8 protein-coding genes are annotated in these 13,392 nt (G+C 47.5%); all 8 read left to right on the top strand.

Annotated features, from left to right (window positions below; translation table 11 throughout):
• Positions 1-12: 12 nt before the first annotated feature.
• The 8 genes from C7475_RS07115 to C7475_RS07080 all read left to right on the top strand — a co-directional run bounded on the left by C7475_RS07115 (position 13) and on the right by C7475_RS07080 (position 13,391).
• A complete protein-coding gene (locus C7475_RS07115) occupies positions 13-5,496 on the top strand; it encodes a hypothetical protein (protein WP_110052604.1) in 5,484 nt (1,827 codons plus the stop codon).
• A 29-nt stretch (positions 5,497-5,525) separates the two neighbouring features.
• Complete coding sequence (locus C7475_RS07110) at positions 5,526-7,256, top strand: hypothetical protein (RefSeq protein WP_110052603.1); 1,731 nt, start codon at positions 5,526-5,528, stop codon at positions 7,254-7,256.
• Positions 7,257-7,746: 490 nt separating this feature from the next.
• Positions 7,747-8,358 (top strand): DUF4255 domain-containing protein, encoded by a 612-nt coding sequence (locus tag C7475_RS07105; protein ID WP_110052602.1) that lies wholly within the window; start codon positions 7,747-7,749, stop codon positions 8,356-8,358.
• A gap of 5 nt (positions 8,359-8,363) precedes the next feature.
• On the top strand, positions 8,364-9,587 hold the full coding sequence (locus tag C7475_RS07100; RefSeq protein WP_110052601.1) for a hypothetical protein: 1,224 nt from the start codon (positions 8,364-8,366) through the stop codon (positions 9,585-9,587).
• An 11-nt stretch (positions 9,588-9,598) separates the two neighbouring features.
• Positions 9,599-11,002, top strand: a complete 1,404-nt coding sequence (locus C7475_RS07095; RefSeq protein ID WP_110052600.1) for a phage tail sheath family protein — start codon at positions 9,599-9,601, stop codon at positions 11,000-11,002.
• A gap of 55 nt (positions 11,003-11,057) precedes the next feature.
• Positions 11,058-12,011: a hypothetical protein gene (locus C7475_RS07090; protein ID WP_110052599.1), complete on the top strand. Its 954-nt coding sequence runs from the start codon at positions 11,058-11,060 to the stop codon at positions 12,009-12,011.
• Between the two features lie 45 nt (positions 12,012-12,056).
• The gene (locus C7475_RS07085) at positions 12,057-12,905 is read left to right on the top strand and encodes a hypothetical protein (RefSeq protein ID WP_110052598.1); all 849 of its coding nucleotides are present in this window, start codon (positions 12,057-12,059) and stop codon (positions 12,903-12,905) included.
• 42 nt (positions 12,906-12,947) lie between these two features.
• A complete protein-coding gene (locus C7475_RS07080) occupies positions 12,948-13,391 on the top strand; it encodes a phage tail protein (protein WP_012792853.1) in 444 nt (147 codons plus the stop codon).
• Position 13,392: the final 1 nt, after the last annotated feature.

The raw sequence follows: 13,392 nt of genomic DNA, 5'->3' as shown, positions 1-13,392 counted from the left end.
CAATAAAGCATTATGCCCACATTAAAAGAGCAACAGGAACAGATCGAGGTACTGCGTTTGCAGCGTGAAAAAAGTTCCGATCAGTTATACAGGGCGCAGCTCAACCTGCATGCTACTAATACCTTGCTGGGACGGGTAAGTAAAAAAGAAACTTCCCTGCCGCCCAACGTACAGCAGATAGCTGCACTGCGGGCACAGATTGAAAAACTGCAGGCCGATATAAGGACTATCAATGAGGCGCTGAATGTAATAGGCAGTTATGCCGCGAGGATAAAAGAGAAGGAACAGTACATTGATTTCCTGCAAAAGAAGAAGACAGTGACAGCCGCGCGTATACAGGAAGATGAGCAACGGTTGCAAGAGGAAGAATCCAGTGAAACGCCGGATAAAAAAGTTATAGCCGCGCTTCTGCAGGAGATAGCGCAGCTGGAGAAATTGTTACCTGAACTGGACCAGAACCTTTCAGCCGCACAAAATGAACTGGCGCAGCTGAAGGCTCAGCAAGAGCAGGCAATGGCGCAGCAGCAACAGTTGCTTTCTTCAAAGAAAGAACTGCAGAATAAACTGGTAAGCCTTGAAGCTGACCTGGCAGGGTTGCTACAGCAAAATGACGGTACTAATACAGATGAAGTACTGCAAACCCTGAAGGAACAGCAGGCAGCATTTGTACAGGCAAAACAACAGCAGCTGAAAGATGACATTGCATTGTCGGGCGCCATCGCAGGAATATATGTTGATCCGCACCCGCGTCGCGGAGTGGAACAGCTGAACGACAATATTCCATTCCTGTTCATGCCCGTAAGGATAGAGACACGGTTCATTACTTCGGCTAGTCTTTCTGAGTTGTGGTTAAGGATATATCCGGATGATATTGCCATACATACACATGAAAAATTACTGACCGAGAAAGAATTGCAGGATGGCATCATCTACTGGAAGGCTTTGTTCGAGGCGGAGAAAAACGGAGGTGCAGAAAAAGAGACCATGAAGAAGGCTGCGTGGAATGTGCTGGCGAGGACGTTCAGTCCGCAGCGTGCTGCATGGGTGGCGTTGCAAACGAAACCAACTAACTGGAGCGATGACCTGTCTGGCATAGAAAGTACTGACGGGCTGAGCTTCCCTGCTCCGGAGTTGACCAAGCCCGATTCGTGGAGCCGGGCGCCAAGAGTGAATGTGCTGCCCGACAGGTTTGTAGTAAGCCTGTATGAAGGCAATGCAATGACAAAAGAAGTAGTGGGTAACCTGATACCGGACGAGTTATTTGTAGGGCCGGACCCGATGGATGCAGACGCCGGTTTTGTTACGAAAGAAGATAAACTGTTGCATGGCGAAAGCTATGACTGGGTGTCTGACTTTGATAAGGCCATATTGAACGGGATGGGCTTCAAGATCCAGTTGACGCCAGCACAGGCAAGTAATGGTTTTGATAAGATATTAGTGCTGGGAGTGAACCTTTCCTCCAGTGAATGGGCCGCGCAGAAGATGGTGGAAGAGCTGATCAATAACCATCATTATTCCCCGAAAGGATTCAGTCTTATACCGCAGGGCAGCGCTACTAACAATACAGATGATAATGGTTCCGGTTATACGAAGAACGACGATTTCAGCAATACAAGTTATGTAGTGGAAGCAAAGGCGCCATTATTCACCGAAGTGGATAATTGCGACGGGAAGAACCTGGCTAATGCATTGGGTATTGAGTATACCGCTTTGCAGAACATTGCGAATAGCAATGGGAAAGACCTGGCGGAAGCGGTAGCGATGAATACCGCGCTCTTCCCATCAACATTGGGGTACTACTTTGATACGATGTTACGCCCTGTGTTGAGTGAAGCGCAGCAGGATAAGCTTCGCAGTTTCTTTGTGCACCAGGTAACCGGCAGAGGACCTTTGCCGGCTATCCGCGTGGGCGATCAGCCATATGGCGTACTGCTGACCAGCAATTTTGAAGCATGGAAGTGGAACAGCACACAGCCTGTACCGGGTATAGCCATGCCTGATAACAGGTTCCTGAATGGATTATATGCAGTACTGAAGGCTTATTCTGAAATATGGAAAGGGCAGCTCAATAAGCTGTCGTATGTAGGTAAACCAGGTAGTGATCCGTCGGAAGTATTGATGGATATCATTGGCCTGCAGCCTAACAGTGCTTCCATTTTCCAGCGTATCGGGTACTCTACAGACTATCTGAGGAACCTGGATAGTTTCAAATACGGAGGTAAATATTACAAGGACCTGCAACAGAACATGACGTCCAAAACGGATGCACTGGGGTTCCTGCAGCTATTAGGTTATACTGTTGATGAAAATGGTGAGCTGAAAGTACCGCAGCTATTGCGGTTAATATATCAGCATTATCATACTACGCTGGATGCCGCTAACCTTATTGATAATGTGCCATTGTCCGAAAAGGACCATATCACTTATTATAACGAAGGCGCCAAGAAGAATTACATGCACTGGCTGGCGGAGATCAAAGATCTGGACACGCTGGAAAAACAGGATTTCGGTGCTGGCAAATCTATACCTGCAGCGCTGTTGTATATGCAGTTGCGCAGGAGTTTGTCATTGCAACTGCATAGTGCATCGAGGTTGTGGTTCAGGCGGAATAATTTCCCGTTAGAGGCGCGTCCTGCCAATTTCCTTAATATCCGTCCCGGCGGAGATCTGAGTAAATGGGAAATGATGCGGGCACCTGTATCGAAAGCGGCGCCTGATCATCCACACAGGAACAGTACGATCGGCGCGTATTTACTTGATATAGGCAGGGATGAAGACGAAGCGGCATTCCTGACTGCGATGAAGAGATCTATTGAATCGCTGGCCTGTGTTCCTACTGCCAGGCTTGAACGTTGTTTCATAGAACATCTTGATACATGTAATTACAGGCTGGACGCCTGGCAAACGGGCATGTTCAATGTACGTTTATCGCAACAACGGAGATTGCAGACCGCAGAACGTGAGAAGGGTATTTACGTCGGATCGTATGGATGGGTAGAGCACGTACGTCCGTCAGGCAAACGTAAAGTTGTCACTGACCCTGTGCCGGAAAAATTGAAGCCTGCCAACAACCGGCCTTTATATGAATATACGGACAATGGCGGCTTTGTGCATGCGCCATCCCTGAATCATGCTTCAGCAGCAGCCGTGTTACGCAGTGCATATATGAGCCATGCCACACCTGCCAATCCGGATGTGATGGCTGTAAATCTATCTTCCGAAAGAGTACGCAGAGCGATGTTCATACTGGATGGTATGCGTAACGGGCAGACACTGGAAGCACTGCTTGGTTACCAGTTTGAGAGAGGGCTGCACGATCGTGGGTCTGCTGATGACGATCTGAAAAAACTGAACCTATATATTTATGATTACCGCGCGGCGTTCCCTTTGTTGCAGCATGTGGTGCAGCAGGTAGGAACAGGAACGGCGCAGGAAAGCATTCCAGCCAATAATGTGGTGAACGGTGTGACGCTGGCTGAAAAGACAGGCGTGTTTCCTTTCGGTGCAACGGGTGCAGTTTTATCAGCATCTGCAGCAGAAAGGGACGCCATCATAAAAGAGAAAGATAAACTGGCGGATACGCTTGATGCAGTAAAAGACCTCTTGTCGGCAGAAAGTGTGTACCAGCTGGTACAGGGTAATTTTGATCGTTGCGGAGCACTGCTGAACGCGGTGAAAGATGCGGTTATCCCAGCAGAACTGGATGTGATTGAAACACCCCGGGGCAGTCAGTTCACGTTCACTAACAGGGTCATGATCCAGTTCGGTAGCGTGGATGCAGCTGATCCTGTTAATAATCCATGGCCTGCTGTTGATATGACGGTAAGGGCAAATATGGAAGCGGGCCTGAATAAATGGTTAGGAAAGGTAATAGGAGATCCTGCAAAGATCGTATATACGGTGTCTTCTCTTGACGCACAGAATGTGCCACAGGGAACAGAAACATGGACGCTGGATAAACTGGGCATTCAGCCTGTTGATCTGATCTACATTACGGGAGGTGAATTGAATACGGGATCGGCGGACAAGACTTCCGTATCCGAACTGGAAAGCCGTATTGCCTGGCATTACAGGAGAGCGAAGGGGCTGGACGACAGCACAGCTATCAGCATCGCTTTCACGCAACCTGACGACGTAGCGGGCACACAAACGCTGGCCGGTCTGCTGCCATTGTTAGGTAACCTGCGTGCAGTTATTACAGACTCCCGTTATGTGGATGCGATCGACTTTGACTCGAGTTCGAAGAAAAGCATGGCGGATAAACTGAATCCTAAGTCGCTGGACGACGTTGAACTGCTGGCAAGGGTGCAGGTAGCCCGAGGTGCCTTTCAGGGCAATGCAGGACTTATAAATGCCCTTTCTATTCAGGCGGAGATCCCTGATCCGGACAATAGTAACCTGGTAACGGTATATAATACCCTGGAAACCGCTTTTAAAGCCCTTGATAAGGCTAAACTGACCTTTGATGATATCGTGTTCACATTTGGCAACCTGGAGGCAGGAAAGCTCCAGGACGCCCTTGTAATAGCCTCACAGTTCGGCATCCCTGATGCATTCCCTAAACTGGCAACTGTGCTGACTACGGAAACAAAGGCTGCACTGCTGGAACAGGCGAGGGGTATTGTGAGAAGAATGGCGGGTGCTTATAAAGCTTCAGGAGACGTCATCACTGCCGCCGCTGCTCTGACAGTGATCGAAGAGAAAGTAAAAGAATACAGGAGGGCTGGTAAATTAATACTGCAGGAAGCATTCAATATCCTGCCGCTGTTCAGCTATAACAATGAGGCGGATATTCTCCTGTCCCACAATGATAACACGCAGTTGCTGGAATATGCAACCACTAAACTGCAAACGGACTATATAGTCGAAGAATGGATGCAACAGGCAGCGCATGTACGTCCACGCCTGCTCCGCTGGGACCAGGTACGTTCATTGTATGAACTGGACCATGCGGGAGATGATCTGAAAGTGGACGCAGTTCAGTTGCCTTACAGGGCAAAGGATTCCTGGCTGGCGGTAGAGTTCCCGGAAACAGATCCGGTTACCAATGAGCCTTTTAACATTCTTCATGATACATTATCGATCGTAGTACATGGAGACGCATTTACGCCAGCTTCCCGGCAATCTGGTCTGCTTATAGACGACTGGACCGAAACCATTCCAACGAAAGAAGAAACGACCGGTATTACGTTCAACTATAACCAGCCTAATGCAACGCCTCCACAGGCGCTTCTGCTGGCTGTTACTCCGGAGGTGAAAGGTCACTGGACATGGGAGGACCTGACCGGCATACTGAACGATACTCTGCAAAGGGCCAAATTAAGGGCCGTAGAGCCGCGTTTACTGGATGAGGTGAACAATACCGCCGTTAGTGTATTACGGCCTGCTATTGTGGCTGATTTTACCCAATACGACCTGAACGTGTCCCTGGACTACAGGTTGAATTTAATTATGCTGGCAAATGCGTTACCAATAACGTCTGTCGCATCACTTTAAAATAGGTTTACCATTTCAAAAAATGCTATATGCCTGAAGTAGCCCGATCATATACCGACTTATTACAGATTAAGTACAGGATACCTTCCATTACGGCCTATAACAGGCTGGAAACTTCTCCGCGTACTGCTAACTTCGACAGAAGCCTGAAGGCAGAAATACGAGATCCTTTATGGATGCTGACCCGTCAATGGCAATTCGGAGAGTTTGAAGGCGAAGATGCTGCTTCTCCTGTAACGGCGCAGATCCTGGGTGTACATACAGGGATGGACAGGGTTAGCTTTCCCATAGGAGATCCATTTCCCCTGAAGCAGGATATGCCACTGGAAACGCATGTGGAGAGGGAGTATCTCCGTCCTGACCTGTCTGTTTCCGTGCAGCTGGGAAGATATTTTCTGAAGCTGATGAAGAAGCAAACGCTGGAAGGAACACTGCCGGACTTTATTACAAGATATCCGCTCAACTATACAATAGACCCGCATGACAAAGATGCTGTGACATTGTATAGTGCTGTTAAGAATAAAATGTTTGACGGGTATGCTTTGTACCTCGATATGAAAGGAGTAGCGCCCACAGCTTATGAGATATGGGTGGATACTGCATTTCCTGCAGATGCGGCTACATTCAAAACAATAGGGTCTCTTTTTACAGCATGGCACGAACGGAATTACAGTCAGCCGGCAAACGCCAGCGATACCGCCTGGTTGCCATCTCAACTGGAATATCAGTTCAGTATATCGTCTCCACAGAACCAGCAGGCGACGTTGGCAGCAGACCAATATTACGAGGGACATCTCGATTGGTACTCATTTGATATGGACCCGCGGAAACAGGTGCCGCTGCCCGGACAGGATGGCGAACAGGCAGGGCCTGTAGAGAACTTTGTTTCTTTCCTGCCTGCACCTATTGCATTCAAAGGTATGCCGCATCCACGGTTTTGGATGATGGAAGAGAACCAGACCGATTTTGGAAAGATAGATACATCTGCTACGGGTTTGTTGCATCTGATGCTGGCGGAATTCGGATTGATCTATTCCAACGATTGGTTCATGTTGCCTTACCCGCTTGCCATCAATACGCTGTGTGAAATAAAAGGAATTGTAATAACAGATGTATTCGGACAGGAGATCCTGGTACGGCCTGCAGGTAAGGGAGCAGAAAGCAACTGGCATCGATGGGCGATGTTCCATCATTCATCAAAGGTAGCAACGGCAAACAGCACCAACTTCTTTTACCTTACGCCTGCTATTACCAAAGCGCTGGAATGCCCGCCATTGGAAGAAGTGAATTTCCTGCGTGATGAAATGGCGAATATGGTATGGGCTGTAGAGAACATCGTACCGTCGCATACAGGAAAAGGTGTAAGAGGAAATGAAATGGCAATGACAGATATACCTGCGCCTCCTTTTATTCCTGTGGGTAATGCGGAGATCAGATATGTATTAGGTACTACGGTGCCTGGTAACTGGACACCGTTTATACCGGTACATGTCAACAACAGTGATACAGAGATCCGTTTTCAGAGAGGACGTATGCCAGGAGCACAACCAGCATACGGTGTATTACTCAAAGAACAGCCCGCTCCGTATTTCATTAACGAAGAAGAAATACCACGTGCAGGAGTGATCGTAAGCCGTTCCTTCCAGCGTACAAGGTGGTTAAATGGTAAGACATTCCTGTGGACAGGAAGATATAAACAGGCAGGTAAAGGAGAAGGATGGAGCAATCTTAAATTTGATCAGATAGAGGATATACCATAAGTGTAATGTTGTGTTAAACTACACGGAGGAATGCAATAGTTTCAATGATAAAAACGTTAATTTATCGTGTGTAAAACACGTTTGCGTACAAGTACGCAATTTATACTTACAGGCCTTCAAAAGTTTTTTATTTGGGAATTATTACCTAGTTTTACAGTCTCTATGGTAATCGTGTGTTAAGCGTTTGAAGAACTCCATTTTTTAGTTAAAAGACAAAATCAATTTACCCCAAAAGAAAAATCATAACAGAAAAGAAGAACTCATTAAACTCTTGATGTGCTGCAGTCTCCGCAACATATGCATTATGGCGAATACACCCCCGAAAAATCCGTAAGCAGAATGCTGTAAGTACTGCACGTGGAAGCCGTTTTAGGTTTTCCCCATCAGCCGTATTCGAAAAATCAGATAACATATATCATTATCAAGTTACAGCCGCTGGCAATAGTCAACGGGCTGACCATTCCATCCCTTGATAACTAAAATCATAACCATGATTTTCACTGCTTTTAAATTATTAAAAGACCAGTTGGATAGTTATATACAATCCTTTAATCCTATGGGAAATGACCCTGAAGGCCACGTTGTATTGGATAATGTAGCTACCCTGGAAACACCAGACAGGCCTCCGGGCGCAGAAGAACGGATCATCCTGAGCATGGTTAACATTGAGGAAGAAGCGACCCTGAAGAATAGCTCGCATTTTTACAGGAATGCGCAAGGCATTGCTTATCACAATCCTCCTGTATACCTGAACCTCTATATGCTTGTGTCCGCGCATTACAAGAACTATGAGGATGCGTTGTCACGGCTATCCCAGGCTATCCAGTTCTTTCAGGGTAAGACAAGTTTTACACTGAAGAACTCTCCAAACGAAGCCCTGATCAACAGCGGTCAGGCACCCGACGATCTGCAACTACACTTAGAACTGTTTTCCCTTTCGTTCGAGCAATTGAATCATCTATGGGGCGCTTTAGGCGGTAAACAGATGCCCAGTGTATTATATAAAGTAAGACTGGTAAAGATCACGGAAAACAGGATCACAGGACTGGGTACTATTGTGGAACAGATCCAATCAAAAGACAGTATTACTTTCCCCAAATAATAATAATGGCTTTTCAGATTACATACAGGCGCCTGGCAGTGGTGAATATGTTGCACAGCTTCTACCTCGACAAAGAGGGAAGCAACTACTATAGCCTGTCCCAGGAAGACCAGGAATTTAGATTGGCCGATCTCCTTATGGATAACCGGTACAGCCTGATGGATAATGTGACGATCGCACCGACGCCCGCAACGGAAAAATTGCTGAGAGGGCAGCGGATCGTGTATCGTCAAACGTCCACCGGACTGGTATTGGGTATTGCTTCTGCACCGGGCCTTAATGGCGCATTAACAACAGCGGTGCCAGCCAGCGGTCAGCTGCGGTTACAATTTGTGATCCGTCTGAAGAACGCGGCATTGTTATCCCGTAGTAACCTGCGTATTAATCCAGTATTTCCCGCATGTTACTATTTCACGAACGATGATATTACCACCGGTAAATCCTTTCCCTCACTTTCCACCGCCGTAAAGGAGTTCACGGACGGACGGTTATATGAGATGGGAGAGATGGCCATAGTAAACGGCAATGTATCACAGGCAATCGCCCGTACAGATAGTGCCGCTACCGGCTGGGTAACAACGGACGACTTTCATTTCATTAACGAATATGATCGTATCCTGTTACCACAGAAATTTTCCTATACGTTCGACCAGCAGGGAATAACACAAGCAAACTTCGTGTTACTCAAAGGAGCGGACGAAATTAAGACATTGCCTTTTCAGCATGCAGATGGTTTGCAGGAGGCAGCCCTCGATTTTACGGGTACACCGGACGGGATCTATACATTGAAGATCACCGGCAGTAATAACTATGACAGGAGTTACACGGTATACCTGCATTCAACGCTTTATCAGAAAGATGCATGGGGTGTGCTCGATCTGGTAATGCATCCGGCCGATGTTGCATTTCAACTAATGGATGCAGATGGTTTGCTCACGATGCCATCCGCACCTGTTTTCGAATTGCGCTTCGCCAGCAGGGCTACTTACTGGAAATACTATCTGCAGAAAGGAGACCCGCCGGGTGCAGACGTTAACTGGGAAGAGGTGCTTCCTGCTCCGCCGGGCATTAAAAAGGTGATCATCAGTAAACAGCCTTACCCGCTGATGCAGGCTTACCGCAAAGTGAGCTATGCAACAGTGAATCTTCCAAATCCCGACGGCGAGATGATCAGCCGGCAGGGAGACCTGATATGTTCCGAAATCTTACTTCCTAAAATGAAATTATAAATTGATCGATTATGGCAAACACATACTATACACCAGGCGTGTATATTGAAGAGATCTCCAAGTTCCCCCCATCTATCACAGCGGTGGAAACAGCTATTCCGGCATTCATCGGCTTCACAGACACAGCGATTGCAGACGGAAAATCAGTGACCGGTACGCCCGTACGTATCAGCTCACTGCTGGAGTATGAAAATATCTTTGGTGGTCCGCAGAAGGAACAGAACCTGGTGGTTACCATCACTGAAAGTGACACATCAGGCATACGCTACAACGTAAGCGTGAATGAAGAACCAGGCAAGGGATTATCAAAGCACATTATGTATTATGCGCTACAACAGTTCTACGCAAACGGTGGTGGTCCATGCTACATCATTTCTGTAGGCGGATACCAGGACCTGGGTACGCCACTGGAAGGACAGGATGATTTCATTGATGCATTGACAGAGCTCAAAAAGCAGGATGAGCCTACACTCATCGTTTTCCCTGAAGGCCAGAACATGCCGCCGGATATGTATAAAACCCTGCTGGAGGCAGCACTGGAACAGTGTTTTGAGCTCAAGGACCGTTTTGTGATCATGGACCTGTTTGACAGTGGTGTTGAACTGAAAACGGAAGGTGAAATCCTCGATGCGGCAAACGCATTCAGAAGTGCTATCTCCTCTGATCAGAACCGTCTGAGCTACGGAGCAGTATACTTCCCTAACATCCGTTCTACATTCGACTATGCGTACGATCCTGAAACGGTAACTATCGTAGGTAGAGAATCGGATAAATACGCCGACCTGAATAACCTCGACAAGTCGAACGTAAGGCTGGCTATCGCCAACTACTCCATCATACTACCGCCGTCAGCATCTGTAGCAGGTGTTTATGCACGTGTTGACAATTCACGCGGTGTGTGGAAGGCTCCGGCCAACGAAGGACTGCTGGCTGTATCAGGCGTAACCTGTGAGGTGAGCGATCAGATCCAGCGTAACCTGAACGTGGACGTAAATGCAGGTAAATCTGTGAACGTGATCCGTTTCTTCCCTGGCAGAGGGATCAAAGTATGGGGCGCACGTACACTGGACGGCAACTCTAATGAATGGCGCTATGTATCTGTACGCCGCTATTTCAACATGGTGGAAGAATCTACCAAGAAAGCGTCTGAAGGTTTCGTGTTCGAACCGAACGACGCTAATACCTGGGTGAAAGTAAAAGCGATGATCGAGAACTTCCTCATCAATCAATGGCGCTCTGGTGCACTGGCCGGTGCTAAACCTGAACATGCGTTCTATGTGAAGATCGGCATCAATGAAACCATGACTGCATTTGATATCCTGGAAGGAAAGATGATCGTTGAGATAGGCCTGGCGGTAGTACGTCCAGCTGAATTCATCATCCTGAAGTTCAGCCACAAAATGCAGGAGTCCTGATCTGATTGAAGTGCCCCATTTGTAACAACTCTAAACCCCAGAAAATACACCACATATGAGCGACTTTAAACATCCGGGTGAACAACAACCACAGCCGGGAGTACAATGTGTACCGCCATCCCCATCCCAGTTCGACCTGCTGATGAAGGAATACGGAGTTACCCTGAAAGAAGAACTGCAGGGGCGTTCCGCTAATCTTGAAGCGGAAGTGATCCTGACCAATACTGCCAGCCAGGTGGTATGCGTTGAGCGCAAGGTCAACGAAAAGCTGGCCAGGTCTGTAAGGGAATATAATTTTCTCAGCAACTGTGTAACTGTATATACAGGACAGGACCTGGACGGTCTTACCGAAACAGTAGCCGCTGCGCAGGCAAAATATACTTCTGTTAAAACTTCTTTCGATGCTGCAATACTGGCTATCAAGACTGCCAAGCAGAAAGTAGGCCTGGTGAATACATGGGCCGGTAAACTGAAAGACGCGGTTGCAGATTCATGCAACTCGGAGGAGTTAAAACTGATCCGCGAAAATCTTTCAAAAGGTGGTCCTGGTAAAAAGAACATCGAAGACAGCGTACAGGAGTTTGCAGCCTACGCTGAAAAGATCGTGAACCAGGTGGACGACGTAGCGCAGGCAGCTGTGAAGGTAGCCGGGATCAACGCTTTCGTCAATATAGACAACCTGTCGGCGCTGATCGCTACTTCGAAAGCTGACGGCGGCAGGCTGATCGCGGACGTAGCGGCCAATGTTACGCAATCCCAAAGGAAGTATGATGAATCCCGCGGACCATTGGGCGAAGCACTGAAAGGTCTCAGCAGAGCCAGTACATCCAAGAACAAAGCCTGGGTACTGAAGGAAGCTGTTGCTTCGACCAAGGATTTCGTAGACGATAATAACTGTAACGGCGGTGGCTGTCAGAAACTGGAAGAAATTTCAGAAGAGGCAGAAAGTGCATACGGCAGTGGCAACTGCGGAAATCCGAATGAATCGCATGAAAGCGAAGCACTGTAACAGCCCGTTTCACCTTATTAAAACACCGTACACAATTTAATTATCATGGCTTTCAATAAAGATTCCGTACAACAATACCTGGACCGTCTGAGAAAAGACGTTGTAGCAGCGGACCAGGAGCTGGCAAACGCCGTTGCCCAGGAGGCATACAAGAGGAGCGCTCTTGAGAAAAAGAAACGCTGGTCTGATGTGCTGAAAGATCTGCTGGCTACTATTACCGAAACAAACCGTCTCGGTATGATCTATCTGGGTACCCTGGAAAGGACCCGCAAGTACAATGAAAAATCCGGTAAGAATGCACGGCTGTGTATCGATGCCATCAAGATCCTGATCTGCGAAGCAAAGAAACTGCTGGATTGTTCTGAAGTACTGAAAGGACAGATCAAAGTACTGACCGATCGTATCGATAACAAGATCCCTGCTAAAGGCCCGAATTCTATCATTGCTAATCTGACAGGTCTGAAAACGGCGACAGATGATGCTGTGGCAGCTATCAAAGATGCTATCAAGGCACTACTGACCACTTATCATGAAGAAGAAGACCTGTGGGGACTGCTGGCCGGTGAAAAAGGTTTGCTGTACCAGGTAGTAGGTTCTTATAAGTTAATGACCGATGGCAAAAAGCCTGACCTCGAAGAGTGTGCTTCCTGTCATCCGCAGAAAACTCCATTATTCCCTATGGACGACGAGTCTTGCGATTTCTATACTAAAACGAAACGCCAGTACGAAGACACTGTAGAGGAACTGAAAGATCTGCAGAAAGATGTAGAAGTGGTTTCCTGCAAACGTGAATTTGCACAGGCCCGTAAGAATGCGCTGGACAAATCGCTGGCGGCGGCTCTGGCAGCAAAGGCATGTGAAACTGCACCGGCGCCTGCTGCTGCAAAGAGATAAACAAGATTTCAACATTAATCATAACAGCACAAAATAATTACAATGGCAAATTATCCATTACCCAAGTTTCACTTCCAGGTAGAATGGGGTGGTAAAAACATCGGTTTCACAGAAGTAACCGGTCTCACTGTTGAAACAGAAGCCATCGAATACCGCCATGGCGCTAGTCCTGAATACCATAAGACCAAACAACCGGGTCTGAAAAAATACAGCAACATCACGTTGAAACGCGGAACATTCCAGTCAGACAACGAATACTTCGACTGGTGGGAAGAAACCGTGTTCTTCCAGGAGCAGAATGGTAAATACCGCAGAAATATCACTATCAGCCTGCTGGACGAAATGCACAAGCCCATCATCGTATGGAAAGTAAAAAATGCATGGCCTATCAAGGTACAGTCTGCAGACCTGAAAGCTGACGCCAACGAGATCGCCGTAGAAAGCGTGGAACTGGTGCATGAAGGCCTGGTGATCGAAAATAAATAAT

The sequence above is a fragment of the Chitinophaga sp. S165 genome, assembly GCF_003182155.1.
In the GTDB taxonomy this organism is placed as follows: domain Bacteria; phylum Bacteroidota; class Bacteroidia; order Chitinophagales; family Chitinophagaceae; genus Chitinophaga.
This window is presented reverse-complemented; position numbering and strand designations above follow the sequence as displayed.

What these genes read in the sequence shown, in the direction of transcription:
- C7475_RS07100 (WP_110052601.1), top strand. Translation starts at nt 8,364, where the DNA reads ATGGCTTTTCAGATTACATACAGGCGCCTGGCAGTGGTGAATATGTTG.
- C7475_RS07085 (WP_110052598.1), top strand. Translation starts at nt 12,057, where the DNA reads ATGGCTTTCAATAAAGATTCCGTACAACAATACCTGGACCGTCTGAGA.
- C7475_RS07110 (WP_110052603.1), top strand. Translation starts at nt 5,526, where the DNA reads ATGCCTGAAGTAGCCCGATCATATACCGACTTATTACAGATTAAGTAC.
- C7475_RS07115 (WP_110052604.1), top strand. Translation starts at nt 13, where the DNA reads ATGCCCACATTAAAAGAGCAACAGGAACAGATCGAGGTACTGCGTTTG.
- C7475_RS07090 (WP_110052599.1), top strand. Translation starts at nt 11,058, where the DNA reads ATGAGCGACTTTAAACATCCGGGTGAACAACAACCACAGCCGGGAGTA.
- C7475_RS07095 (WP_110052600.1), top strand. Translation starts at nt 9,599, where the DNA reads ATGGCAAACACATACTATACACCAGGCGTGTATATTGAAGAGATCTCC.
- C7475_RS07105 (WP_110052602.1), top strand. Translation starts at nt 7,747, where the DNA reads ATGATTTTCACTGCTTTTAAATTATTAAAAGACCAGTTGGATAGTTAT.
- C7475_RS07080 (WP_012792853.1), top strand. Translation starts at nt 12,948, where the DNA reads ATGGCAAATTATCCATTACCCAAGTTTCACTTCCAGGTAGAATGGGGT.